Annotated in this window: 24 protein-coding genes and 1 pseudogene; 12 read left to right on the forward strand and 13 right to left on the reverse strand. The window is 65.8% G+C overall.

The features are described 5' to 3' along the window. Positions 1 to 706: 706 nt before the first annotated feature. Entirely contained in the window at positions 707 to 1,321 is a 615-nt protein-coding gene (locus HEB94_RS11965; RefSeq protein WP_192749962.1) for a DUF6000 family protein, read from the forward strand. A gap of 199 nt (positions 1,322 to 1,520) precedes the next feature. Here the strand turns inward: HEB94_RS11965 and HEB94_RS11970 are convergent, their stop codons facing one another. Beyond that, positions 1,521 to 2,357 (reverse strand): hypothetical protein, encoded by an 837-nt coding sequence (locus tag HEB94_RS11970; RefSeq protein ID WP_192749963.1) that lies wholly within the window; start codon positions 2,355 to 2,357, stop codon positions 1,521 to 1,523. Positions 2,358 to 2,418: 61 nt separating this feature from the next. On the opposite strand from HEB94_RS11970, the gene HEB94_RS11975 reads away from it, so the two are divergent. The 3 genes from HEB94_RS11975 to HEB94_RS11985 all read left to right on the forward strand — a co-directional run bounded on the left by HEB94_RS11975 (position 2,419) and on the right by HEB94_RS11985 (position 4,725). Beyond that, positions 2,419 to 3,036 (forward strand): hypothetical protein, encoded by a 618-nt coding sequence (locus HEB94_RS11975; RefSeq protein WP_192749964.1) that lies wholly within the window; start codon positions 2,419 to 2,421, stop codon positions 3,034 to 3,036. A 439-nt stretch (positions 3,037 to 3,475) separates the two neighbouring features. Next, the gene (locus HEB94_RS11980; RefSeq protein ID WP_192756389.1) at positions 3,476 to 4,192 is read left to right on the forward strand and encodes a nucleotidyltransferase domain-containing protein; all 717 of its coding nucleotides are present in this window, start codon (positions 3,476 to 3,478) and stop codon (positions 4,190 to 4,192) included. Between the two features lie 113 nt (positions 4,193 to 4,305). Then, positions 4,306 to 4,725 carry a WYL domain-containing protein gene (locus tag HEB94_RS11985; RefSeq protein ID WP_192749965.1) on the forward strand — a complete coding sequence of 140 codons (420 nt, stop codon included), beginning with the start codon at positions 4,306 to 4,308 and terminating at the stop codon, positions 4,723 to 4,725. A 275-nt stretch (positions 4,726 to 5,000) separates the two neighbouring features. Here HEB94_RS11985 and HEB94_RS11990 read toward each other — a convergent pair whose 3' ends face one another. From HEB94_RS11990 to HEB94_RS12000, 3 genes are all read right to left on the reverse strand, one after another. Continuing rightward, positions 5,001 to 5,714, reverse strand: coding sequence for a histidine phosphatase family protein (locus tag HEB94_RS11990; protein WP_192749966.1), 714 nt, complete (start codon positions 5,712 to 5,714; stop codon positions 5,001 to 5,003). A 70-nt stretch (positions 5,715 to 5,784) separates the two neighbouring features. Next, complete coding sequence (locus tag HEB94_RS11995; protein WP_192749967.1) at positions 5,785 to 6,768, reverse strand: phosphotransferase family protein; 984 nt, start codon at positions 6,766 to 6,768, stop codon at positions 5,785 to 5,787. A 196-nt stretch (positions 6,769 to 6,964) separates the two neighbouring features. Beyond that, entirely contained in the window at positions 6,965 to 8,014 is a 1,050-nt protein-coding gene (locus HEB94_RS12000; RefSeq protein WP_192749968.1) for a hypothetical protein, read from the reverse strand. 216 nt (positions 8,015 to 8,230) lie between these two features. On the opposite strand from HEB94_RS12000, the gene HEB94_RS12005 reads away from it, so the two are divergent. The 3 genes from HEB94_RS12005 (at position 8,231) to HEB94_RS12010 (ending at position 10,389) form a co-directional block, all read left to right on the forward strand. Continuing rightward, entirely contained in the window at positions 8,231 to 9,523 is a 1,293-nt protein-coding gene (locus HEB94_RS12005) for an ISL3 family transposase (protein WP_202896294.1), read from the forward strand. Then, entirely contained in the window at positions 9,520 to 9,837 is a 318-nt protein-coding gene (locus tag HEB94_RS49195; protein ID WP_238362159.1) for a transposase, read from the forward strand. Before HEB94_RS12005 ends, HEB94_RS49195 begins: the two co-directional genes overlap by 4 nt. A gap of 165 nt (positions 9,838 to 10,002) precedes the next feature. Further along, complete coding sequence (locus HEB94_RS12010) at positions 10,003 to 10,389, forward strand: DUF2750 domain-containing protein (RefSeq protein WP_192749969.1); 387 nt, start codon at positions 10,003 to 10,005, stop codon at positions 10,387 to 10,389. A 631-nt stretch (positions 10,390 to 11,020) separates the two neighbouring features. Here HEB94_RS12010 and HEB94_RS12015 read toward each other — a convergent pair. Then, complete coding sequence (locus HEB94_RS12015) at positions 11,021 to 11,422, reverse strand: hypothetical protein (RefSeq protein ID WP_192749970.1); 402 nt, start codon at positions 11,420 to 11,422, stop codon at positions 11,021 to 11,023. Positions 11,423 to 11,850: 428 nt separating this feature from the next. Between HEB94_RS12015 and HEB94_RS12020 the strand changes: the two genes are divergently transcribed. Next, entirely contained in the window at positions 11,851 to 12,519 is a 669-nt protein-coding gene (locus tag HEB94_RS12020) for a Type 1 glutamine amidotransferase-like domain-containing protein (protein WP_192749971.1), read from the forward strand. Positions 12,520 to 13,153: 634 nt separating this feature from the next. Here HEB94_RS12020 and HEB94_RS12025 read toward each other — a convergent pair. The 5 genes from HEB94_RS12025 to HEB94_RS12045 all read right to left on the reverse strand — a co-directional run bounded on the left by HEB94_RS12025 (position 13,154) and on the right by HEB94_RS12045 (position 18,002). Further along, a complete protein-coding gene (locus tag HEB94_RS12025; protein WP_192749972.1) occupies positions 13,154 to 14,248 on the reverse strand; it encodes a M48 family metallopeptidase in 1,095 nt (364 codons plus the stop codon). Between the two features lie 631 nt (positions 14,249 to 14,879). Beyond that, positions 14,880 to 15,215: a DUF7677 family protein gene (locus HEB94_RS12030; protein WP_192749973.1), complete on the reverse strand. Its 336-nt coding sequence runs from the start codon at positions 15,213 to 15,215 to the stop codon at positions 14,880 to 14,882. Between the two features lie 607 nt (positions 15,216 to 15,822). After that, entirely contained in the window at positions 15,823 to 16,338 is a 516-nt protein-coding gene (locus tag HEB94_RS12035) for a hypothetical protein (protein WP_192749914.1), read from the reverse strand. A gap of 608 nt (positions 16,339 to 16,946) precedes the next feature. Continuing rightward, the gene (locus HEB94_RS12040) at positions 16,947 to 17,315 is read right to left on the reverse strand and encodes a hypothetical protein (protein WP_202896283.1); all 369 of its coding nucleotides are present in this window, start codon (positions 17,313 to 17,315) and stop codon (positions 16,947 to 16,949) included. 366 nt (positions 17,316 to 17,681) lie between these two features. Further along, positions 17,682 to 18,002: a hypothetical protein gene (locus tag HEB94_RS12045; RefSeq protein ID WP_192749974.1), complete on the reverse strand. Its 321-nt coding sequence runs from the start codon at positions 18,000 to 18,002 to the stop codon at positions 17,682 to 17,684. A 539-nt stretch (positions 18,003 to 18,541) separates the two neighbouring features. On the opposite strand from HEB94_RS12045, the gene HEB94_RS54530 reads away from it, so the two are divergent. Further along, on the forward strand, positions 18,542 to 18,781 hold the full coding sequence (locus tag HEB94_RS54530; protein ID WP_420481528.1) for a VOC family protein: 240 nt from the start codon (positions 18,542 to 18,544) through the stop codon (positions 18,779 to 18,781). Between the two features lie 317 nt (positions 18,782 to 19,098). Here the strand turns inward: HEB94_RS54530 and HEB94_RS53460 are convergent, their stop codons facing one another. Further along, on the reverse strand, positions 19,099 to 20,028 hold the full coding sequence (locus tag HEB94_RS53460) for a MerR family transcriptional regulator (RefSeq protein ID WP_337917624.1): 930 nt from the start codon (positions 20,026 to 20,028) through the stop codon (positions 19,099 to 19,101). A 1,079-nt stretch (positions 20,029 to 21,107) separates the two neighbouring features. Here HEB94_RS53460 and HEB94_RS12060 point away from each other — a divergent pair. Both HEB94_RS12060 and HEB94_RS12065 read left to right on the forward strand, forming a co-directional pair. Next, the gene (locus HEB94_RS12060) at positions 21,108 to 21,896 is read left to right on the forward strand and encodes an IS3 family transposase (protein ID WP_192749975.1); all 789 of its coding nucleotides are present in this window, start codon (positions 21,108 to 21,110) and stop codon (positions 21,894 to 21,896) included. Beyond that, positions 21,811 to 22,626: pseudogene (locus HEB94_RS12065) on the forward strand (transposase); the annotation flags it as partial. The gene HEB94_RS12060 and the pseudogene HEB94_RS12065, both read left to right, overlap by 86 nt. A gap of 554 nt (positions 22,627 to 23,180) precedes the next feature. On the opposite strand, the gene HEB94_RS12070 reads toward HEB94_RS12065, so the two are convergent. Next, positions 23,181 to 24,065, reverse strand: coding sequence for a nucleotide excision repair endonuclease (locus HEB94_RS12070; protein ID WP_192749976.1), 885 nt, complete (start codon positions 24,063 to 24,065; stop codon positions 23,181 to 23,183). 32 nt (positions 24,066 to 24,097) lie between these two features. Then, positions 24,098 to 24,463 (reverse strand): VOC family protein, encoded by a 366-nt coding sequence (locus HEB94_RS12075; RefSeq protein ID WP_202896297.1) that lies wholly within the window; start codon positions 24,461 to 24,463, stop codon positions 24,098 to 24,100. 119 nt (positions 24,464 to 24,582) lie between these two features. On the opposite strand from HEB94_RS12075, the gene HEB94_RS12080 reads away from it, so the two are divergent. Continuing rightward, entirely contained in the window at positions 24,583 to 25,551 is a 969-nt protein-coding gene (locus HEB94_RS12080; RefSeq protein ID WP_192749978.1) for a helix-turn-helix transcriptional regulator, read from the forward strand. Positions 25,552 to 25,749: the final 198 nt, after the last annotated feature.

Raw genomic sequence — 25,749 nt, forward strand, 5'->3', positions numbered from 1 at the left:
GCCGTCAGCGGTCTGAGGTGGGACTCAGGTCCGACGGCAGCTCGCGGGCTTGGGCGCGGACCTGGAGGTTCCACCGAACCACGTCGGCGATGTCGGACGTTGTGTTGGGCTAGTCGCGCGGACCGGCGTGAGGTCGGGAAGGTCCGGACGCGTCTGCTTGCGAAGGTCGACCAGCAGCGGACGGGCTCGACGAAGGTGACGCTGGGCTACACCATCGACGCGTGGCTGCAGGTGCACGAGGCTGACGAGCGGACGCTGGAGGGGTACCGGGGGTATGCCGAGCGCACCATTAAGCTGGCTTGGGCGACGTCTCCATCGCGAAGGTCAGCGCTCGGGTGTTGGAGCAGTTTTACGCGCAGTTGCGGCGCTGCCGGGCCCCGGTGTAACGGCAGGGGCTTCGTGGAGCACTTCACGGATGAGGCGCACGAGTGCGACCAGGTCGTTCGCGCCGACGACTTTGGAACGAAGGTCCACAGACAAGCAGCTCGTGATCACAGTGCCCGTCGCCGCGAAGGAGCACCCCCGAGCTGACCCACGGTCTTCCCGCCGTCCTGGCCGGTCCGCAGTAGGGTCCAGACAGTTGGCCGCATCCGCCCCTTGTCCCAGGTGTAGCCCCGTTGCCGCCACCTTTCCCTCGAGTTGCGAACGGCCTCCAAGGTGGCATCCTGATAGCCGAACTCGACCCGTTTCAGGCGAGGATGTGCGCATGAGCGTCCGGATGCCTGATGGCTATGCGAGCCTTCCGCTGATCCAGCGTTACGTCGTCTGGACCGTCGATCGGCCTGGTGGACAGCGGTACCTGCGACTCCTGGGCAGCGCTTTGCGGGAGGACGTACCGGACCGCGACGCATTTGAACGTGCGCTGGCTGAGGACGCGCGCGAAGTCACGGACGAGGACCTGGGCGAGCTGTTGGAGTTCGAATGGCGAGGACGCCTCACCGCCGCCTGGCTGATCGGGCTCGACCAGCGAACCCAGTTCCGGCGGGCCATCGGTCGCCTCCTGCTGGCAAGTGAGCTTGCCTACGCCGGGCAGGGATACTGCTTCGCGCTGGCTCGCTTCGGACGGCCCGAGGACGCTGAAATTCTCGTGGCATACCTGGACAAGTACCTGCAGAGGACGGACTGCCACTGCGACCAGGACCGCGCCATCGGTGCGCTGCTCCACATAGACAACAAGCTCGGCACCAACCATGCCAACCGGTTCCTCGCTCGGTCAGGAGTCTGGGGCCAGTCCGCGTTCGCTAACCGCGACCCGCTCGAATGTCGGGACAGGATGGCAGAACTCTGCAGCTTCGCTGATCGACTCATGAGCGGCCGCTGAGCGGCTAATCCTGGAAGATCTCTCCAGCCACCTAGGTCCGGCGGCGCCAAGCATGTGGTGGCACGGATCCGTCGCGCATCACCTGGCACACGACAAGAGGTCAGGCCCGGTGTCCTCCGTCGACTGATGCGCGACACTCGTCCGCCGGGTGATCTGCGACAGTGCGAAGCCCGGATCGCGGCAGATGAGTGCGCCTGAGCTACCAGATCCAGTGGGCGTTCGGGATGTCGAGTTCAACCTGGCCCGGTCGGAACAACCGCACCGACTCAGGACCCTTGGCCGAAGGACCGCCGATTGGGAATGCCAGACGGTTGTCGCCCGAGTCGATGGCGACGTACTCACCCTCGACGACGGTGAGGTGGTCGACCGGCTTGCCGATGAGGCGCACCAGTGACGCTGGCCCGATCCCCTGGCAGCCGATCACCCCGAATGGCCGCGTGTATCCAGTCAGCGTCACGTCGCCGATGTGCACCTCGATGAAGTCATGCATGAAAGAGACGCCGATGATCTTCAGCCCCCGTACGGCTGCTTCTGCGTCCTGCCGCGTCGTCATGATTGAAGTATTGCCGAGGGTGTCCGATCCGCTGATGTACGTCACTGGGCCATGCGCGCGCGCCACAATCGGCGTGTGGACATTTGGCCCGAGCATGACCGGTGGACGGCGATCGAGGGCGAGCACGGGTACATCCGGGCACGATTGTGGCTGCTCAGCACAGAGGATGGTGGACGCAAAGGCCCGATCGCCTCTGGCTACCGCTCGTGCTGGGCGTTCCCTCCCGAGGTCCACGACGAGATGCATGACGCCCCGCTGACTCTCGAATCGGGGGTTGGAGAATGGCTCGCCCCCGGAGCGGAGGCCATCGTCCGACTTCATCCCTTGGCTCCAGACCTCTGGCCGCCAATCACGCCGGGTATTCGACTCACGATGGTTGAGGGTGCCCGAGTCGTTGGCATGGCCGACGTGCTCGAGGCGGTTCCGCCGGCCATCTGACCGAGTTCCCGAGCGCGCGATCATCAGCATGATCTCGCGCTTCACTCTCCGCGGCATGTGCGTGCGCTCCTGAGAACGACCCATCACGCATGGTCACCTCTTAGGCTTGCGATTCGTGGAATGGGTGACGGTGTACGACCTACGGCGGGACAGGCAGCGCATCGATGCTGTTCAGGAGGCCACGCTGCACCGCCCGGGCTACGGTTTGGATCCCAATCCTGCCGTGCTCGGCACGGACGAGTGGTGGCGTGCCGTAGCCGATGGGCGGATACCTAGCCGGGTCGATGAAGGCGTCGTCGGGCATGTCCGGTGGGGCAGCATGGGCGACTGGCCCGAGTGGACTCTCCGTCGTGACGACGGGCAGGAGCGGACGTGGACACGGGAGGGCGACCACACTCGATACGTCGATGGGCTCAGAGCGCGGATTCGGGTGATCACAGTCCGCTGGAAGCCGGACTCGCCGTCGGTCCTCCAACTCGGGCAGGATCCCGAGCACGACATGCTGATTGCCGTCGAACTCGAGGCGAGCGACCATCGCTCGGACCGCCTAGGACCCGGACCCTTCCCCGGCGCGTACGACGATCTGGCGCCACGGCGCACGCTCATCGGCTACCACGACCGCGCGCGGATCGCGGCATGTGCGCGCACCAGCCGCGAATCAGTCCCCGACGAACCACAGATAGCGGTGGACTCTTTCTGTGGCCAGCGCCATGAGGCGTTCTAGCTCGTCAAGCATCTCGACTGCGCCTGCGTGGCTCAACTGCTGTCGCAAGTAGGTGACTTCGCGAGGAAGTTGACGCTCGATCTGGAAACGGTTGAACACGGTGTCGCCATACGGGTCCACAGCTACCAGCAGCGGCGTGTCCCGAAAGTTGAGAACGCCATCGGGGACCTCCCAAGGGACGGATCCCTCGTCTAGCCGGTCTCCTCGCGCGGGCATCTCCTTGCGAACCCACATGCTGATTGGCACGGGCCGATTCTCACATGGCAGGGGCGACCTCACATCGGCATGATCGCGCGGACAGCGGCATGGCTACGGATTGCTGAAAGACGCCACGGCGCCGTCGGCGCCGCCCTCGAACGGGGGATCGCGGCATGAGCGTAGGACGGTGCCGGCGAGTCAGTCCTAGGCTGTCGGCGTGACCTTCGTGCCACCGGCTGTGATGAAACTGGCGGATCGTCTTGCCGAGCTCGGATGGGTGCTCGACCTTTTCGTGGCCGGGTCCTTGGCGACCGGGGACTACATCCAGGGTGTCAGCGACCTCGACCTCGTTGCTTTGACCGATGGCCCGGTCGACGAAGCGCGTCAAGCGGTCCTGAGGGATTCCCACCAAGATCTGGACCGCAGTGTCGCGGCCGGGTTCGACCTGGGGTGTGTGTACGTCGACGTGAACGAGCTACCCAACGGTGACGCACCGCATCCGACCTGGACTCACGGCTCACTCGTGCACCGCATCCTTTCTGGAGTGACGCGTGCGGAGCTGGTACGGCATGGCTTCGCGATCATTGGGCGTCCTCCGGCCACCGTGTTGCCGGACGTGACAGACGACGATGTTCGCCGCGCCGCGCGTGCCGAGCTTTGCGGGTATTGGGCGTGGGCCTCGCGTCGGCCGCTGATGTGGCTGGATCCGGTGATCGCAGACCTGGGGCTGACGTCGATGGCCCGTGGTCGCCACGCCTTGGCGACCGGACAGCTCCTTACCAAGACCCAGGCCATCGAGCGAGCGCACGCACCAGCGTGGCTGAGACAGCAACTTGGCGCCCGTCGACGGGGAGAACTGGTCGTGTCCCCTCGTACCCGGACAGCGTTCATCGCCTGGCGCGACGCACGACGAACTGTGGTTCGGGCCGGCCGCAGCACGACGGTCCCGCCGAGCTGACTGCCACGCACGCTCATCGGCATGACCGCGCATGGACAGCGGCATGTGCGTGACCAGAGCCGGAACTCACCGGGCACCGCCAGAAGATCACCGACCCGCCGGACGCCGCCGCGATGGTGTTGGAGGCAACGAAGCTGGCCGTCTACCGGTACGAGGCACGCATCCTGCTCGACGTCGAGTACGAGACGGCCGTGCAGGCATTCCGTGGCCGCATCGTCGAGCCGGCGCCGGACGGTCGGGCCATCTTGCGGGTGGCCGCCAACGATCTGGCGGGACTTGCGTCCTACGCCGCCGGCCTGTCCTACGACTTTGAGGTGCTCGACCCGCCCGAACTACGGGCCGAGTTGCGACGCCGGGCGCTGGAGATAGCCGCCCGCCACGCCGCCGCAGCGAGCTTCACCGATGGCGGCGCATTGACCAACCCGTTCGACCAAGCCGCGCCAACGTTGAGCAACGACGCGGCCGCGACCATGTGTGACGACGATATGGCTTCCGCTGCGTCGCACCAGCAGACGACCTCGAGCGGCTGCTGAACGACACACCTCGACACCCAGCTCGCTTGTCGCACATCAACTGTCGGACGCGTGTTGCACAGCAGCCGACGGAGCACAAGGTCGATGTCGCGCCAGCTGCTGTACTTGCCTCTTTAGTAGTCAAGGCGCCGCTGACGCAGCGCAACGCCCGGCCGCCCTGCGGGCGGTGCGGGGGCGCCGTCCTCGGGCTCACCGGGCGGCCACGAAGTCAGGGTGCCGTGGCTGAGGTGGTCGCTGGACCGTCCGGCTTTACCCACCTCCCTCGGGTCGGGTCCCTAAGACCGGGGGGCCGCCTCGGGCCACAACGGGCAGGCCAGAAACCCGCCCGAGCCGCGGAAGCTTACGGCCCCCGGTCTCCGTCTCCGCGACCCGATGCAGGACACCGGGCAAACCCTGCCGCTCCTCGACGGCTCGCCCATGCGATAAGCGGTCGCGCAGGAGTCATCCGTCAGGGGAGGAAGGCGAAGGAAATCGACTTCGCAGAAGCGATTGTGGAAGGTCAGCCGCGCACCTTCGCAAGGAGTAAACGGGCCACCCCAGCTGGCGTGATCAGCGTCCGGGAAGCAGGCGACCAGGCCGGCCTCCAACTCGCCCGAGTGTCCGACGACCAGGGCGGCGTCTTGGTCAGGCAGTGGGGTGAGCAGGTCTCGCCACAATGCGGCCAGTGAGTGGGCATACCTGTAGTAGGCGCCGCCAGTGTTGATAAGAGACGCCAGTGCGGCAAAGGGATGGTCAGCGAGCCACCACTGTGACGCATCCGACTCCGCATAGATGTCCGCGTCTGAGGCCAGCGTGACGACCTCCTGGTCGACAGCGAAGCCCATCGCGAGCGCGGTCTCACGAGCCCTTGGAACGACGGATGTAGCCACAACCGCGAACGGCCCCATCGAATCGCCCAGCTTGCGAGCCAGCTCCACGCCGGCCTGAGAGAGCTGCGAGCCGCCCGTGTCCTTACGAAGGCTGTGCCGCCGGATCTCAAGAGTCGCCACGAGTGGTGAGGGTACCTGGGCCGGGGTTGCGGTCGAACGGCGTCGACGTACGCGCCATCGAGTAGCTGGGCTACCGCTCTGGTCCGCTCAGCAGTCGGTCCCGGCCGGCTTCGACGCCGGGGGGAAAACCCGTCACGTGGTAGTGGCGCAAATACCAGAGCCCGTGGAGGAGCCAGAGCGCACGGTAGGTGCGGTCGTTCGAGGGCTCGAACAACGAGTGGTCGCCATAGCCGGCCTGTATCCACTCGACCGGGAAGCGCGCCCCTTCTCGGAAGTCCCACTCGGCGAAGTCGTTCGCCGCGGGTTCGGCTGCGACCACACCGAAGTCGATGATCCCCGACAGCCTCCCCTCGTGCACCAGGACGTGAACGGCCAAGAGATCGTTGTGGCTCATCGTCACCCGAGGCGGGGCTACCCGGAACGAGTCGACGATCTCACGGAGCCATCCTCGGATCGTCGCCGGCTCGAGTCCGACGGAGCGGCCAGCTTCCTCGAACGCATGCGCCTCCGTGGCCACGTTGGCCAGCCAGTCATCCAGCGTCTCGAACTTGCCGACGCCGGAGCCGTCGAGGCTGCCGAAGCCTCGCACCGGGATGGCGTGGAGCTGCTTCAGCCATGCTCCAACCTCTTCCAGCACGCGGCGAACGTCGAGTTCGTCGGGATCGAGGTCGCTGAGTCGCTCACCCGGCAGCTTCTCCATCACCATGACGGACCGGAGCTCGCTCCCGACCTCGACGCGACGAAGGGCGTGAACCCGAGGCACCCGAATGCCCCGCGACGCGCACTCGCCGATGACCCACGCCTCCCGGTCGTGCCCCTCGGGTCCGTCATGCGAGATGCGCACGATCAAGGACGAGCCCTGCTCCAAAGTGACGTCGTAGACCTCGCACTGCTCGCCGTCAACGATGCGGCGGAAGTCCACGACCGGCGCCTTCGCCACCTCGCCGACCACAGCCGCCACGACGTCCAGCGGCGTCGACCACGCGCTGTGCAGCGCGGCGAGGTGCTGACTGCTGTCGACCTCGGATGGTGACCTGACTTCGCGCTCCGGCATCCCCCGACCTTAACGTCGGACCACAGAAGCATCGTCGTCGCTCGGACGGAGATCCGCCCGCTGTCCGTGCAATCCACGTGCAACAGCGGGCGGTCAAAGAGGGTGATCAACGGGCTTTGGCGGGCAGTCGCGTTCCGCCATATTGCCTGGTCAGGGTGGTGGGCAGGGCGGGGTCGAACCGCCGACCTTCCGCTTTTCACTCGGAGTTGCCCGCGGTCGGAACTCCGCCATCCGGTAACGAGTAGCGGTGAAGAGTGAGCCCCGGTGGAGCGAGGCTGTTGAGGTCATCGACCGTTAGAACCTGGTGAGGGCTGAGCCATTCTTGCCCTGGCTTGTGCAGTACCCAGCCGCCACCAAGAGTGACCGCCGCATGCGTGATGTTACCTTCCGCGTCGCGCGATACCAGCACGGTGCCGGGCAGGTCGTCGGTGCCACCCGCCGTGCAGTTGGCGGCTAGCCAATCCTCGAACAGCTGATCGTCGGCGTCGGGGGCACCTGCTGCCGCCATGACGGTGGCGAAGCAGTTTGCTGCGCTTCCCCGGGCGAAGACGCTTCCTCTGCTCCCGGGAGCGTAGGTTCCGCTGAGTTCTCGGGCACGAGGAAGTACGGATGCGGCCGCACGCCAGATCTCCTCCGGTACCAACATGCGCTGACATGGCAGCTGCCACTCGCCGAAGACGCGCTGGAAGACGGTCTCGAGATGATGCTCCACAAGGGTCGGCCACCATACGAACCGATTCCCGTCGGCCTGCTCGCGCAGCACCTGCGCATCAAAGATGTCCGTCCAATCGGTGACGGAGGGCACTGCTCCTCGCCCGTGTCTGACCTGCGCGAGTACGAGCTTGGCGCGAACCTCTTGCGGCTGAGCATGGAACGCGTGTTCGTCAAGCCACACGGTTTTCAGGTCCTTGGCGAGGTTCCACGTCTCGTAGGTGTCGCGAAGTTCCGGCGAGAGGGCGTCTAGGAGACCACCCTCCGAGGTGAGTCCGAGTTCGGCTGCTTCGGCGGCGGTCAAGAAGAACGGCTGACAGGCTGGCGCCAACCAGGCAGCCCACCGTCGCACCAGTGCCGTCTCGACCTCGATCCCCAATATGTCCACCGCCGCATGGTACGAGCCTGTCGACTCCGAGTGCGACACAGTTAAGCGGCTGTCGCGAACGGAGACCATGCCCCTGACGTGCCCCGAACAGCCGTCACCAGCCATCAACAAACCCAAACCTGCCAGGACGAGTCCACGGTCAGCCATGCCCGGATCGAGCGGTGACCCGCGCACGGGAACCGGGTCTGTCCCAAATTCCGTGAGGCGGCGGGCGCGGTGGATGCACGTTAAGCGACCCCGACAGTTTTTGTAATAACCAACTCTTGACTATGTCGGCGCGTGTTAGTCGGGATAAGAAGAGCCCTTCTTGTGCAGGTTCGGTTTCGACCAAGAAACCCGTCTCCACAAGAAGGGCGACCTTGAGTGTACCTTTCGTTGCCGCTGCTGCTACCGCATCTGACCAATGTCATCGCTACTGGCGTCGAACTCACATCCGCACTGGAGGTATCCGCGCGAACCCGAAGCACAGGTGCCGCGTGCCCACGGTGTGGATCCGTATCGCGGCGGGTGCACAGCCGCTACTTACGCCAGCTCGCCGACACGGCGATGGGTGGCCGGCCGGTCCTGATCAAGCTGCAGGTGCGTCGCCTCTTCTGCGCAACTGCCACCTGTCCCGCGGTGACGTTCGCCGAACAGGTCCCAGGACTGACATCCCGCTATGCGCGTCGCACCCCGTTACTGCGCACACTGTTGGAGAGAATCGGTGTCGCGCTGGCCGGTCGCGCAGGTGCCCGACTAGCCGCACACCTGGGCATAGCCGTCAGCCGCTCCAGCCTGCTACGCCTGGTGCGAGCCTTACCCGACCCGCAGATCGGCTCCCTCAAAGTCCTCGGCGTCGACGACTTCGCGCTGCGTCGTGGGCACGCCTACGGCACGGTCCTGGTCGACATCGACACCCACACACCGGTCGACCTGCTTGCTGATCGCAGCGCCGACACGTTCGCCGCATGGTTAGACGAACACCCGGGCATCGAGGTCGTCTGCCGGGACCGAGCCACCACCTACGCCGAGGCCACCCGCAAGGCAGCCCCGAACGCGATCCAGGTCGCCGACCGCTGGCACCTCTGGCACAACCTCGCCGAACACGTCGAGAAGACCGTCGCCGCACACCACAGCTGCCTCCGCCACCACAACGACATCCCATCGAAGCCGCCTGGCGGATCAGGCCCGGCCGCTGACCTCATCCAGGCAGCCAACCTCGCCCAAGCCAGCCGAAGGGAGAACTCCACACTGGTCACGCGCACCAAGGCCCGCTATCAGGCAGTCCACGCCTTGAAGACCCAAGGCAAGGGCATCAAAGCCATCATGGGGGAACTCGGGCTGTCCAAGGACACCGTTCGGCGCTTCTACCGCGCCGGCACCGCCGAAGAACTGCTGGCCATCCCCGCGCCGGCCGGCCCAGCGCCCTGGACCCCTGCAAGGCCTACCTCAACCAACGATGGAACACCGGACTCACCAACGCGAGCAAGCTCTACCGAGAAATCACCGAGCAGGGATACCGGGGCAACCGGGCCACCGTCGCCCGCTACCTCGCACCATTCCGTCCACTCCGCGCCGCACCACCGCCAACACCCCCAATACCAAAGGTCCGCCACATCACCTCCTGGATACTCCGCCACCCCGACAACCTCGACAACGACGACCAAGACAAGCTGAAACACGCCCTGGCAGCCTGCCCACACCTGGCCGCCACCGCGACCCACGTCACCGCGTTCGCCGAGATGATGACCGGCCTACACGGCAACCGCCTAACAGCATGGATGAACACCGTCGACGCCGACGAACTACCCCACCTGCACTCCTTCACCACCGGACTCCGCCGAGACCTGCAAGCCGTCATCAACGGCCTCACCCTGCCCCACAGCTCCGGCCCTGTCGAAGGCATCGTCAACAAAATCAAATACCTCAAACGTCAAATGTTCGGCCGCGCAAACTTCGACCTCCTCCGGAAACGAGTACTACTCACATGACACCACCACCAACAATCACCGACCGTCCCCACCGCCTCACGGAACTTGGGACAGACCCCGAGAACCCACTCGTAATGCGGAGCTCGCTGGCTCACAATCAGCGAGTGGCGGCTCGCACCGACGGGCCGTTTGACGCATAGCGACCGAGGTCGCATCCTCGTTGCCATGTCCGTAGCCGCCGCGCAAGCGAGTGCCTTCTACGAAGAGTTCCTGACCAACGGGCAGGTCTTCGCACTGAGAGACGACGCAGGATTCCCAGCTCCGCTCAACAGCGAAGGTGTTCGTGCCATGCCGTTCTGGTCGAAGCGGAGCCGAGCCGAGAAGATCATCGCCAACGTTCCGGCCTACTCCGGAATGGAGCCAGTCGAGATCCCTGGGCAGGACTGGCTGGAGAAGTGGCTGCCCGGCCTGGAGAAGGATGGGCTCCTCGTCGGACTCAACTGGAGTGGAGTACGCGCCATCGGATACGACCTGACCGTAGCGGACGTGCAGAGGAACCTCGATGCCCGCCGTCGGCTGAGATCCGCCAGGCACCACCCGAACGCGGAGTAGTGGTGTCGAGCAGACAACGAGATCGGCGTGCCCGCTACGTGCCCGATCGTGCGGCGAGCAGGGGCCAGTCGCGGTCACCAACGGTCGATTGTGCCGGACCGTAGAGCGCCGACTCCTCAGGCGAACAGCCCGCGTGACGCGATTCGGCGGACGTTGACAGAACCTTACGGCCCCCGGTCGCCGCGACCCGATGGCAGGTGACTTGCCAAGGCTCGGCGCTCCTTCGACGCTCTGGTCGCGCGCCCTTACGGCGGGATTTGGTACACCCGACCAAGCTGGTTGAGATCGAGGTTGATCACTCTGTCCGGAATCGGGTGACCGGGCGATGCCGGCCCGGAGTGGCCACGGGCTTGGAATGCCGGCGTGACGTAGATCGCCAGCCAGGTGCCGCTTTTCTGGTCAGGCCTCCTACGAAAGTCGCCGTCGACTACGACGAGGTAGACAGGGCGAGGATCGGGTAGGAATCTCAGTTCTCCGAGTCCGCCTTGGATGGCCGCCCTGGCGGCGTGGTGAGTGGTGAGGACCACGCGCATGCTGCGTAGGGAGCCTGAAGTGCTGTCGAAAGTGATCTTCGACTGCTCGGTGAACGCGGTCGAGGTCGTCCGGGAAATTACGACCCTTGGGACTCCGATCATGTGTCTGATCTCCCATCGAGATCAATGCTGTGCACGCGACCAAGCTCGTTGAGGTCGAGGTTCACGATTCTCTCGGCCTCGGGTGGTGCGAGCCGATACCCCAGTACGCCGAACGCGGGTGTGACGTCGACTGCTAGCCAGCATCCGCGTCGACCAGAAGTCCGCGTTCGAAAGTCACCTTCGAAGACGACCACGTAGACGGGGCGTTCGTCGGGTGGGTCGAGAGTCGGTGCGCCGGGTCCGCCCGAGATGACCGTTCTCGCGATCTCGTGGGTGGTGAAGACCACGCGGATGCTGCTTGGAGATCCGTCGATGTTGGAACGAAGGTAGTCCTCGGCAGCCTGGCGGACCCGGGCAAGGTCCTCGGGCGGAATGTCCTTCCTCGGCACCTGGGCCATGAGATGAACCTACCCGGCCGGGCGATGATGCCAAGGTCTTCCCGTAGCCCAGGCGACCGCCTATGCCGACGACATGCTCGGGCGGCCACTATCAAGCATCGCCCGAGGCACGAAGTGACTCTTGTGATCAACACAATGTGATCCGACAGTTGATGCGCGACACATTTCCGCCACCTGATGTGCGACACGTCTAGAAGCCTGGCCCAACATTGCCGGCGGGCAACGCACGGATCTGCTGATGACAGTGCGCGCATGCGGAGGCCCACCGAATCTCCTGGCAGGGGTTGTCGGATCCGGAACGTAGTGTTCGTAGAACAGGTGAATGGTGGCCAGTCGAGGGCGCCACAGGGCAAGACAAGGAGTCAGGCGATGACGCGTCCGCGGTGCCTATGTCACACGAGTCCGTCGCACTCAACTCGGGAGGCGTTGTGAAGCTCCTTCTCACATCCGGAGGCGTTACGAACGAGAACATCCGCGATGCGCTGGTCGATCTGCTGGGCAAGCCGATCTCCGAGTCCCGTGCGCTCTGCATCCCCACAGCGCAGTGGGGCCATCCGATGCTCGGGCCCGCCTCGGTGCGAAGCTCCGTCGCCGGCGAGCCTCCGTTTCACATGATGACCAGCCTGGGCTGGGCGTCCTTGGGCGTCCTGGAGCTCACCGCGCTGCCCAGCATCGGCGAGGAGCGGTGGGTGCCGTGGGTCCGAGAGGCCGACGTGCTGCTGGTGGACGGCGGCGAGGCGACGTACCTGTGCCACTGGATGCGGGAGTCAGGGCTGTCGGAGGTCATGGCGTCGCTACCCGAGACGGTCTGGGTGGGGCTCAGTGCTGGCAGCATGGTGATGACACCGCGGATCGGTCACGACTTCGTCAATTGGCCTTCTGCGCCGGACGACTGCACGCTCGGGGTCGTCGACTTCTCGATCTATCCGCACCTGGACCACGAGCTCATGCCGGGGAACACCATGGCCGACGCGGAACGATGGGCCGCCGACATCGCAGGTCCGGCCTACGCCATCGACGACCAGACCGCCATCAAGGTGACCGACGGCACTGTCGAGGTCGTCTCCGAAGGACACTGGAAGGCCTTCCACGCATAGCCGCCGACTGCTATCGGAGTGTCCCAGCGCCCCTCCTGTGCGTCGTGCTGGGTCATGCCGCCGACCGACGGCATAGCCTGACCGCTCATGCCGCGTTCCGCGTGGTCATGCCGATGAGCGGCCGGGCGTCGGAGGCTTAGGATCCTGTTGTGGCGGACGTCGAGCGCAGGCTTTGTGGACAGCTTTTGGGACCTCCGTGACGACGCTCATGACCATCCCGGCCGCTGGCAGGGAGTCACGGCCGAGGTCCTCTTTCAACGGCTCGCCGAGTACGTGGAGCATGCGGAGGAGCGCGGGGAGCCGATGGACTGGCGCGGTGTCGCGGATCGCATGATCGCTTGGCGGGCCAGCAAGGGGGAGCGCTGACGCGAGTCGGCTCGACGCGACGGACCGCAGAAGTGAACTCGTTTATGAGTCGGAACCATCAAACGAAGGCCGTCCGCTCATGCCGCGATCCGGGCTTCGCACTGTCGCAGATCACCTGGCGGACGACTGTCGCAGATCACCTGGCGGACGACTGTCGCACATCACCAGACGGAGCACACCGGGCCTGATCTCTTGTCGTGTGCCAGGTGATGCTTGACACCTGGCACAGGTAACTGAGGGGTCCGTCCGCGGTCGGTGGGGTTGGATGCTAGGCGCTTAGGAGATCGATCCGGACCTTCGCTGCGATCTCGGAGTAGGCGGCTGCAAGTTCACGGTCGATCATGCGGGACTCGGCCGGGTCGAGTACGAGTTCGGCAGCCTCGCTTTCGCGGGCGCCGGCGAACCTCAACCGTAGGTGCGTAGGCGGATGTGTGGCGTCCACGCGGAGGGACTCCCGTTCGGCAACTCGGGCGAGACGTTCGAGCTCGGTCCGCGGAATTCCGGCCACGAACTCGCGTTCGACCTGCCAGATGCCTCCCGTATCCCTGCTGCGCTGAGCCGCGAAGGTCAGGGCTCTCATGCACCCCGGACCCAGCATGGTGGCCCGCAGCACTCCGGCCGATGCCTGACTGGACGCCAGCCGAACGGCCAACGCGTCTGCGAGGTACTCCGCCCGTTGCCCCGCTCGCAGGGTCAGCAACGCGAGCGTGATGAGGAGCGTCGCGGGAAGCATGCTGAGTAGGCGGAGTGGTACGCGCACGAGGAATGTGAATCCTCCGAGGATCTCGTCGCCTCTCATGTCCGCGGCTTGGCGTAGCAGCAAGTGGAGTTCTCCGACGGCGTTAAGCGCCGTGCCGACCACGAGCCCTCGCCTCAGGTCGCCGTTGACGAAGTGGCCGATCTCGTGGCCGAGAAGGGCGAGCCGCTCCGCGGGCGACAAGACGTTCCACAGTGGCAGACCGAGGGTGAGCACCCGGCGCTGGCGAAGGCCGACCCAACCAGCAGACGCGTTGAAGTGCTGATCGACCACGATGGCGTCGAGCGGGCGGCCGCCGAGCGCGTTCGAGACTCGGTCGAGCAGTCCGTACAGGGTGGGCGCCTCGGCGCGTCTCAACACTCGGCTCCCAGCCGGAAGCTTTGGGAACCGTGGTCGCATCTGGACTGCGAGGGCGATGACCAGCAGTCCAATGACGATGCCGACGGGAGATGGCCAGGTCGCCACCACCAGCCATCCGCCGAGGACCGCCACGGCCAGAGTTGTGAGATGGATGAATGCCGCGACAACATACGCCGCGACGGCGGCAAGGTCAGGTTGGCGCGCCCGCTGCGAGTCCTGTCCGGAGACCTCCTCGAATAGCGACATCACCAGGCGGTGTTCCACCCGCCGTCGGAGCCGTCGCAACGGGCCGGACCGACCGGTCCGGTCGGCGGTTGGATCAAGGTTCCACTCACATGCGCCGCACCACGCTACGAACTTCGGATCGATCGCAGCGATGGCAACGCCACACTGAGGACACCGGGAGGGCCTCTGAGTGCCGGAGGTCGGGGGCACGGACACTGACACGCCGCACATCATGGCATCGTGCCGACAAGACGACCAGTGCCAATCCCGGTCTCCCCCGAGTCTCTGGCGCCCCACGGCGACGTCGGGCTCAGCGTGCCCGAGCCGGTCAGTGTCAAGCATGTGGTGGCACACGAGTGTCAAGCATCACCACAGACGAACGACCGTCGAAGGATGCGGGGGTCGGCCTGGCAGGGACGCTGACCGCCCCGCCTTCCTCGCGCGCCGCCTCCGGCCTCCACTCCACGCGTCAAGGGCGCCTTCGGCGTCACTACGTGATCGGCTCCGCCGACGCTTGACCCGCTCCGCTCCGACCTTCAATCTGGCTGGCTGCGAGGGCGACGGGGAAGAGTGGTCCGCGACCGCCCAGATCGGCGCGCGGCCCCTCAGCGTTGTGAGCGTCATCCCCGCCGCATGAGTCGACTCGCGGCCTCTAGTACGTCGTGGCCTCGTCGCCGCCGATGTCAGGCTCCCCGGGCGGGAGTTCCCCGGTCATGTACGAGAACAGGAAGGTCGCAGCTCGCCGCTCGGCGTACTTCTCGTTCGTCGGCTCACCCTCTTCGTCAAGCTCAAGGTTGTTCACGAAGACCGCGAAGAGAGTCTCCAGCGAACTCGCCTCAGAGCTCAACGTCTCCCAATAGCCATCCACGTCGGAGCGCCCCTGAGGCTTATACTGATCGAACAATGGGTACCCGACCGACCCTCGACCCACCCATCCGGCAAAGCGACGAATCGCGCCCGAGGCGCCGTGGCTGACCTGTGTCGTCATGGCTGAAACCTAGAACAAAGCCTTGCGGTGCAGGCGGCAAGGAACCGGACAGTGGCGTATGGACCGCTGGGTGGAGCACCATCGATTTGTGCCTACACCAGCAATGCAGCCCGATGCTCCCAGTCTGTGCTTCGTCTGCGGGGTCGAGTTCGGCTATCAGGATGCCACCCTGGAGGCCGTTCACAGGTCGAGGGAAAGGTGGCGGCTACAGGGCTACACCTGGCACGACGAGCGCATGCGGCCAACTGTCTGGGGCCCGGAGGCCCAAGCTCAGCCGGCTGCCGCGCCGCGCGAGGTGATGCGCGCCCCCTGACACCAACGACCGGCACCGCCAGCCGATGGTAAGCACCAGGACCGACGACCAGCGGAGCGCAGACGAGCAGGTCGCGATCGAGTTGCCTGCCTCTACGGATCTAGAGGTCGGCCGGTTCCGGCGCGTCGTCGTGCAACTCGCGTGCAATTAGGCACGGCCCTCGGCGGTCATGAACGGTCTGTCAGGAGTAGCCGCCAGGCGAGACGGGAGGCGCGACCAGGGGTCCGCGTCAGCCTTCCAATCTCATCCTTCCGTGGCGAGCTTGCAGGGCGTCTGCCACCGTCCGGTGATTGATCAGACGCAGGCCTGGCCGCGGTCGAGAACGGCGGCGAGATCGTCGAGGGTCGTGGCGAACTCCGCGACCTCCATGTCGATCTCGAAGACTGTTCCCGCATGTTCGGGATGCTTCACCAGGTGCTCTTCACGCCAGAACTGGAACGTGATCGCCAGGCGCGTCCCTTGGCGAAAACCGAGGGCCGAGATGTTGTCGGTCGTGGGTCCCCACTGGAGGATCCAGAACTCCTCGCGCAGCCCGTCGTCCTCCTCCGGGTCGATCGCGAACCCGGCGAGCAGCCGCCGATGCGTGGCTGCGACAGGTAGGCCGGCGAAGGGCGGAGGCGAGCCCTGGCCGGACCGCACCCAGGCAGCGGTGTCGCTCACAGAGCTGCGGAACTGGCGGACGAAGACCGTGTTGTCGTCACAGGTCAACCACTGATCGGCGGCCCACAGGTCTACTCGACACAGGTTCGGACTGACCCAGTCGCCGATCTCGGCGGCGAACTTGTGCTTGTCCCCCAGCAATGCCTCCACTCGGGCAGCGTGGCAGAAGCAATGTCGAGGGCACAACCAGGGCCACGCACAGCGTCGGGCCTGCTAACGCCGTTGCCTAACACAAGACCTGGACAACCATGGACGGCGATCGCTCGCGCGGGCCGCTCACACCCTGGATGCTCGCGCAATATGGACGATCATGGACCGGGCTGGCAGGTCGTCGGCCTGCTTGTAATCGGGTGACTGCTGAACCGATCTCTCTTGAGGTCAAGAGCAACTGAGACCATGACGTCCATGGCTACTGACCCGCCGCATTTGCGAGCTATCCCTGGGGCTGGTCCACTGTGGGATGACCCGTCCGAGGACCTGATCTTCGAGCTCTTCATCACGTCTCGCTCCGCGGGACCAGGTGCGTGGCTGGTGCCGGGCCGGAGGCGTTAGCCACCTCGCTTGGTCCGGGACCCTACGAGCGGCGGCCCACGGCGGGCGGTTACGGGCGGGCAGCCAGCTGCCCGCCTGCGCCGGGACAGGCTACGAGCCGCCACTCTCCCGGACCAAACGAGGACACCGGCCAAACCCTCCGGCCCGGCTGCGACAGCTGGCGCTTACACGTCGAGGCAATGGCCACTACCTGCGCGTGGGCGACGTTACTCGGCCTCGCCTTGGTTGTCTCTTGAGGCGAGTAGCCGGCGGAGTCGTTTGATTTCGGCGATCAGGCGGGGGATGTCTTGGCGGGCGTTCGCGATGAACAGGGCGTTTTCGTCCCAGCATTCGTCCGCGACGTCGACGTAACGGTGAGGGCCTTGGACGAGCGTTGCGGCCACGATCTCGCGGTGATCGAAGTCCGGCCATCGTTCACCGTGACCGCTGTCAGGGACAGTGCTGATGGCCACGAGGTTCATAGCTAGGTCGTCATCGAGAGCGCGGACGAACCATGGCCCCGGAGTTGCAGCCTCGGCGAGTTCTTCGATCGCGGTCAGTTCCTCATCGGTCAGCGGCTCAGGAGTGGTCATCATCAGGCTCCCGCTCCTCACGTTCGACCATACGTCCCTCTTCGAAGCTGGCCCCGGTACGGACCCGTAGGACGAGCTACCGACCTGCCCAAGATCACCCGGAACCGTGCTGCACGAACCGTCACTTCGTCCATGCGGCCTGAAGTGTAGACGGCAAGCTGAGCCCGAAGCTGCTTCCCCAGCGCTGCTTCGTAATGCGTAGGTCCTGGGCGTGACTCCCACTGCCCGGTCCACCTGACACGGGGCTTGACCTGCTGAAACGCTGGGATGGGTTCGCTGCCCGCCGAGCCCGGACAGGCTACGGGCCCCCGGTCTCCCGGACCAAGCCGGGCCACCGGCCAACCGCCGCCCCTTCGCGAGCAGTTGGAGCTAGATGACCGTGACTGCTGCAGCCATCAGGAAGGTAGCAGCCGATGACACCAACGCAACCGAGGCTGCGGCGGCCACACGCCGACTTCTCGAAGTTCCTCGGGCTGCCAGAATGGCCACGGCGATGACCCAGGGCGCGGCGGCGATGCAGAGGTCGATGGCGGTGGCTGCGGCGAAGCCCGTCCCGCCCTGTACTTGGTTGTAAACGAAAGTGGCCCAGATCGCGGACGCGTACACGCTGACCGCGACTGCGATGACCGTCAACGCAACGACTCCGACAGTCTTTGCACTCATCGCCATCATCGTCTCCGCCTTGCGCATCTTCGGGAACCCAGGCGCATGGTCCCACCCCAGCGGCGAGCTCCGGTATGAGATCTTGCTGACAGGCGAGCTCCATCGGGCATCGCTTGTGGTTCGCTCGTGCAATTAGCGTGCTATTACCCCGCCTGAAGTTGGCCGCAGCCGGCCAACCCGGCGTTCCGATCCGGCCGGCAGCGTGTCGTGCGAGCTGTACCGTCCACACATGCTGCTGGTCCTGCTGACCATCGTCCTCATCGGCGTCGCCTACCAGCAGCAGGCTGGCGACTAGGCCAACCTCGGGCGGCAGGGCAGCGGCGAGAACTAGACGACGTCGCATTCCACCGACGTCGGGTGCGTGGTCCTGTGATCGGCTGCTCAGCGGAGATCTGGCGGGCGACTCTCAACACGCGCCCTGCGCCACTCGCGATAGGTCCGGCGCTCGGTGCCTTGCTGTCTTGTTGGCCTATGCCTACTGCGTGGGGATCCTCTCGCGATCCCTGACGGTGACCTTCGACGCGTCTGGGCCGGCATGCTCGGCCGGGAGGTCGTCGAGGACGCCGGTGGCGGCTCCTGCCCGGCGACGACACCCAGCTCAGCCTCCGGTCCGTCCCGAGCTGCTCGGAACAGGCGGGGGCGAACCGCGTGCACCTGACCAGCCCAGCCCTGCCGACCAGCAGCACACAGTGGCGACGGCGCTGAAGCTCGGCGGCGATCACTTCGACGTCGGGCAGCGCCCCGAGGAGAAGCACGTCGTCCTGGCCGACCCTGAGGGCAACGAGTTCTGCGTGAAAGGGAACTGACCACAGCGCGGTCGGGTTGCCCAGGCACGGCGGCCTGCTGCCGGACCGCCTCCCTCCGCGTCCGGGTCGCCGCCTTCGTCCCACCACCAGTCGGATACTTCATCACCCAGGCACCGTAGAACCCATCGACCCAGAGCACGCGCCGACTGACGTCAGACAGTTAACCTCTGTAGCCAGCCGTCCAGGACCTATGTGGTGATCCCGGTGCCGGGGGTTCGGGGCAACAGGCCCGGTGGCACACGAGCCGCCGCCCAACCTCGCTGCGGTGCCTGACGAGGCCGTACCACTTCGCTTGTAGCGGCCAAATGGCCTGATCGTTAATTGAGTTCCTGTTCGACCTCGCGAAGCAAACGCCCCAATGCAATGCCAAACGTAGCACGGCCATTCTGGAGCAACTCGATCACTTCATCTGGCGACGTGGCCTCGTAGACACTCTGGCCGTCACTCACAAGTGTAGTCTCCCGCAAGGCATTGGTTGGACGTTCCTTCAGATGCACGATCACCGTTCGGATCTGCGGCAAGGAAACGCCTGCGTCGAGGAGACGCTTGATTACCTTAAGGAGGAGCACGTCTCTGAAGCTGTACCGCGCGTGTTGAACGCTGGCACCCAGAGTCACACTTGGTTCCACCAATCCTGTGTGCGCCCAATAATCCAGCTGCCGCTGAGTTATGCCAACTACCGCGGCCGTCGCCATCGCGTCGTAACTTATCGCATGCGCCGCTTGTGAAGTCCGCTTAGCGTTCCGATCGTCGCCCTCGTTCGACGCTGGGACGCCGCCCTCGTTTTGTTGCGCAGTCAACATGTCGAATGGTTGCGAGCCGCGCGACCAACGTCCTAGTCGCATCTCTATCTCGCGCCAGAGCTCGTCGAGGAGTTCCGTCTTCGCATCTCCTCTTTCAACTGAACTTCGGACTTCCTCAACTGCGACTTCAAGACCCTCGCGGACTCCCGCATCTCGCCCTGCGTCGAACGCCATGTCTATCTCATAGGTGGCATCCACCTTTGTGCCAGCAACCTCAAAGCGAAGTGGTATACGACGCATCAGAGCCACAAGTATTAGCAGTCCACCAACGAGGACCAAGGCGGCAGTTCCAGCCTGATTGTCTCGCATAAACGTCGAGACTACGCCTCCTCCGAGTACGAGCAGGCCCACTGCCCAGCACGCCAACACGCTGCCCTGAGACAGGCTGAGTGAAGTTACAAGGCGCGATGCCTCGCTGGCTGTCGTCCCTTCGTTATCCGGCATCTGAGTACTGTAGCTACCGCGGTGCACAGCTTGAACCAGCCCTTGGTCGGCGCACCAGTCTGCCGAGCGTGAGAACGCGGTGCACGCGTTCGGTCGCGCGGTAAGGGTGTGGACGACCAAACCTACAATCCGTCCGGCGCCGGCGCCGGCGCACAGAGGTGCAGGTCGTCCACCAGACCTCCTCTGGCTCGTAGTAGTCGGAGAGCCGGCAGTCCCGTACGGGACCGGCCGCCGCAAGGCGAGAACGAACGGTGTCGTCGGGCGGAGTGGGCCAAAAGACGCCAGTCTCCAGCGATCCGCGGCGTGGGCCAACGTCGTCAGCTGATGGCCTAGGCAGCAGTGCAGCAATGCAGTAGCCCAGTACGGGTCCCCGCTGTCCTCGGTTGGCGGGGACCTTCCACCCCGCGGGGTGGAAGAGCCTCATGCGATCTCGACGGCCGGGGCTCCGAGCAGACCGAGCTGGTGGTGCGCTTGGCGGGACCCCGACCCCCTGCCCAGGACTATCGGCGCCAGGCGCACCGGCACGCGCATCGCTGAGACCACCCCCAGCGTCGAGCCCGAGATGCGCTCACGATGGCTCTCGGACAAAGAAGCCCCCGATATGGAGGCCCTCTGAGAGCGCGATTGGTGCTGGCTTCTCAGCCGAGCTCGGCCCGGTGCTGCAGGATGAAGGATCTGGTGCGCTTGTCAACGGCCCGGAATGCCGCACGCGTTGTCAGCGGTCGATCCGCAGAAGAGGTGCGCCTCGCGGACGCACAGCGGCTCGTCGCAGCTGCGCATGACCTCGACCCCGGCCTCGATCGGGTCGTGGTGTGCCGCGTACGCGAACCGGTGAGGTCGCTAGGGCTTGGCAGGCTCCGTCCCCCGGGCTGCAGGGATGATGGTGGCCGCGGATCGCGGCGGGGTCTGCCCAGAACTGTTCGTCCCCGTCGTCTCGTGAGCGGGGCCACCACAGCATGCACCTGTGCGCCACGACGTCGGTCTTGGCGACGAAACGCGCCCATGCCTGGGGCTCGGCGTACGGGGCCGCAGTGACATGTTGGGCTTGACTCGTTTTGACGGAATCCAAGATCTGGGGCTTGACCCCGGGGAGGATGTTCATCGCGGAGAGTACGGGGAGTAAGAAGCGGCCTCGGCCGCGTCGGTCGTTCACGGCCGAGTTCAAACGTGCGTGTGAGCTGTTGAAGGTCTCCCGTGCCGCCTACTACACCCACCGCGCCGCCAGGCCTTCGAGCCGTGCACGGATCGATGCGCAGCTGACGGCCAAGATCGCCAGCATCTACCGCGACTCCCGTGGCACCTACGGCTGCCCGCGCGTCCACGCCGAACTGGCCGCCCACGGCCACTACCATTCCCGCAAGCGGGTCGCCCGGCTGATGCGCACCGCCGGCCTGGCCGGGCGGTCGCCGAGGCGGTGGGTGGCCACCGCGATCGCTGATCCGGCCGCGACCAGGCGGGCGGACCTGATCCGCCGGGATTTCACCACCGACGCCGCCGCCGTCAACACCCGCTGGTGCGGCGACATCACCTACATCCCGACCTGGCAGGGCTGGCTGTACCTGGCCACCGTCATCGACCTGGCCTCCCGCCGGATCGTGGGCTGGGCCACCGCCGACCATCTGCGCACCGAGCTGGTCACCCAGGCACTGACCAACGCCTGCACCAGCCGCCACCCCGACCCCGGGCTGATCTTCCACTCCGATCGCGGCTGCCAAGGCGGATTCAACTGGTCGTCGCAACACCTCGATCCTGGAGGGGTTGATGGGCAGGCCGGCTGGCTGGATGAAGGAGTTGACGGGCAGAGCGCCGATGAAGTCGCCGGGGAAGCCATCGCTTCGTCGCGAAGTGGAGCGGTTGTTCTGGCGTGAGATCGCAAAAGGACTGACCAGTGAGGACGCCGCCGTGGCGGTCGGCGTGTCGCAGGCGGCGGGCGCTCGTTGGTTCCGCAAACGTGGCGGCATGCCGACGTTCATGCGCGCCCCCGTATCGGGGCGGTATCTGTCGTTTGAGGAACGAGAAGAGATCGCCGTGCTGAGGGCACGTGGTCTCGGCGTTCGAGGGATCGCCCGCCAACTCGGCCGGAATCCATCAACCGTCTCGCGAGAGCTGCGCCGCAACGCCGCCACTCGAGGCGGGAAGCTGGACTACCGGGCCTCGGTCGCGCAGTGGAAGGCCGAGCTGATAGCCCGACGCCCTAAGACTAAGACCGCGAAACTCCTGGCAAACGGACGACTCCGCGAGTACGTGCAGGACCGGCTTTCGGGCCAGGTGCGTCGCTCTGACGGGACACCGGTGCCGGGAGCACAGACGGCGCCCTGGAAGGGGCGCAACAAGCCGCGGCGCCAACACCGCAGGTGGGCGACGGCGTGGAGCCCGGAGCAGATTTCGAACCGGCTGAAGGTCGACTTCCCCGATGATGAATCCGTGCGTATCTCGCACGAGGCGATCTACCAGGCGCTCTACGTCCAAGGCCGCGGCGCGCTCAAACGCGATCTCGTCGCGTGCCTGCGCACCGGCCGCGCGCTGCGAGTTCCTCGCGCACGTGCACGGCGCCGCGCGAGTGGTCACGTCACTCCCGAGGTGATGATCACCCTGCGCGCCTACACCGCGTGGATTGCCGAATCGGGACAGAGGCGCAGAGGCCCCCTCCGCAGCGGTTAGTCGCCATGTAGGCAAATCGCGTCCACGCAGGATATCTTAAGCGACAGAGGCGAATGCTCTAACGTCACACGAGGTATCGCCTCGCAGCCGGGCTACTGTGCAACCACGTATAAGTATTGTAATGGGTGAATCCAAGCGGACTCGGTGAGGCTCCGACTGAGAAACCGAAGGAGTGCGTCCATGACCCCGTGGGACTGGTATCTCTGCCTAGAGTAAAGGGGCCAAGCGAGAGGTCAGTGCTGCTATTCCATCCTACGAGGTCGGCCACTTTTCCGGACTGGCTCACAATTACCTCGAAGCTGACGCCCAGATCGACTGATGCGCCATATGACAGATCGTTCCCAGAGCCGACAAGGACCAGGACGGGCACGTCGAGAGCGGCCAGTTGGTCCATCAGGGGCACCGGACGCGAAGGTTGGTTGGCCAGGCCGGCGGACAACGACCAGGCCGACGATTCGCCAAGCAGCATTGCTTCAGGGTTGCCAGAGACGTCATCTGTGGGGAGCGCCGCGGATGACTGGGGTTATCTCGTCGGCGATGAGACTCCGGTATGTCTCGACGTCGAGAACTCTGGCGCGGAGGCGATGGTGCAGTCGACGCGTGCGCACCAGTTGCGGCCCGGCTGCGAAGAACTGAAGCGCCGCTTCGGTGTCGCGGCGCAGCGCCGGCTGCATGTACTCCGGTCGATGGGACGCGGCGTGGAGCAGTTCGTGGGCCAGTCGAGGTCTTGTTCCGGACAGGAACCGGTGCAGGCCGTCCTGAAGGGCTGACGGGGCTGGCACCGTGAACGACGGGGGCGCCGATCTGGTGATCGAGGCGGGCACGTGGGTGCCGGTGCCTGCGGCCGCCCACAGGAGACGCAGGAGTGCGGTGTAGCCGTCGCTGCACGCGATTCCAAGACGGGTCCCAAGGCCTTTGCCCAGGTGGGGGAAGCATCCGTAGGCCCGTCCAGTCGGGGGGAGATCGGGTTCCAGGCTGAAGCTGAGCGTCCCGGCTGCTACCTCGGCGACGATGATGTAGGGGACGTGCGCGTCCTTCCCGACCAGATCAGGTGCGCGGTCGTCCAGATTGCCGTTGAACGCGGGGCGAAGCGCGAAGATCAGATCCTCTTCTCGCCAGGCCGCCGCCTCCTCGCCAGCAGCGATCTCCCGCACAACGCGACGTACGAGGTCGTACTTGTGGTGCCGGGGTGACTCGTGATGCTTCGTCGCCGCGTGTTGGCGCAGACGCTGGCGCAGGTTGGCGGCCTTCCCGACGTAGAGGACTTCGTTGTTCTCGTCGAGGAAGAGGTAGACGCCGGCCTGGCGGGGGGCGTCGGAGGCCGCGGCGGCCAGCACGCTGAGACCGACCTCGCCCCATCCATTCGCTTCACCCATGAGCGGCGCTCTCCCAACCGGCTACGCGACAGCTATGCCGACGGGGGTAGCCAGCACAGGCAGAAGGGGTGGCCGGCGGGATCGGCGTAGATCTGGACACCGTGGTCGGCAGTACGGTCGTTAGCGGCTTTCAGCAGGCGCCCGCCCAGGCTGATCACCTCATCGTGGGCGGCGTCGAGGGCCTGGATGTTTTCGACGTAGAAGTCGAGATGGATCTGCTGGGGAGCGCCGCCGGGCCACTCCGGCGGCACGTGGTCCGGCGCATGTTGGACTCCGAGCTGCCAGTCCGCATCGATCCAGATGTTGCGCCACCTGTCGCCACCCTCGATCTTGCCGCCCAAGAGCCCCGCCCAAAATGCGCTTTCCGCCTCGACGTCGGCGGCATCGAAGACGATCATCCGGTTCCCCAACTTCACGAGGTCTCACTCCTCAGGTCTGCGTTGTGTTCGTCTGGTCGACAGGACGATAGACGGCTTCGCGGTCAGATCCCGGCCGCGAAGCGGGAGAGGATGGCCTCATGGATCCTGCTGTCCGTCTGCTCCGGCTGCTGTCGCTGCTGCCGTCCCGGCCCTGGTGGTCGGGGCAGGAGCTGGCGTCCCGCATGGACGTCTCGTCCCGCACCCTGCGCCGCGACGTGACACGGCTGCGTGAGCTGGGCTATCCCGTCCAGGCCAGCGGTGGCCACGCTGGCGGTTACACGCTCGGCGCTGGTGGCCGGCTGCCCCCGCTGCTTCTCGACGACGATGAAGCGGTCGCGACCACGGTGGGGCTTCAGATGACTGCGGCGAGCGCGGTCGCTGGCATCGAGACCGCCGCCGTCGCGGCGCTGGCCAAACTCGGCCAGGTGCTGCCGTCGCGGCTGCGTGAGCGGGTGCGGGCGCTGCAGGAGGCGACGGTCCAACTGGCGGCCGAGCCGGTGCTACCGGCTGTCGACCCGACCGTGCTCACCGCGTTGGCCACGGCATGCTGGCGTACCGAAGCACTCCGGTTCTCCTACACAGACCACGCCGGGCGGATCAGCGTGCGCATTGTGGAGCCGTACCAGGTCGTGCGGGCGGGTGGGCGGTGGTACCTGGTCGCCCGGGACCGCGACCGGCAGGCATGGCGGACGTTTCGGATCGACCGGATCGCCGAGCCGGCACTGACTGGGCACCGCCAGCAGATCACAGACCCGCCGGACGCCGCCTCGATGGTGTTGGAGGCAACGAAGCTGGCCGTCTTCCGGTACGAGGCACGCATCCTGCTCGACGTGGAGTACGAGACGGCCGTGCAGGCATTCCGCGGTCGCATCGTCGAGCCGGCGCCGGACGGTCGGGCCATCTTGCGGGTGGCCGCCAACGATCTGGCGGGACTTGCGTCCTACGCCGCCGGCCTGTCCTACGACTTTGAGGTGCTCGACCCGCCCGAACTACGGGCCGAGTTGCGAGGCCGGGCGCTGGAGATAGCCGCCCGCCACGCCGCTGCGAGGAGCTCCACCAGTGCGTAGCCTGTGCACCACTTCCGGCCGCACCATCCACGGCTCCACGACGCCCGCCGTGACCAGCCGACGGCGAGCTTTGGCCAGGACTCGCCTGCCGCGACCATGCCTTGCCGAAGCAGCCGTGTCCCTCGCACCGGTGCGACCGTATCGCTGAAGTGCTCCGCGCCGGGATCGGCGCCGGACTGTGCGAGCCTGTCCCGGCCA

Origin of the sequence: Actinopolymorpha pittospori (assembly GCF_014873875.1) — a bacterium.
Taxonomy (GTDB): domain Bacteria; phylum Actinomycetota; class Actinomycetes; order Propionibacteriales; family Actinopolymorphaceae; genus Actinopolymorpha; species Actinopolymorpha pittospori.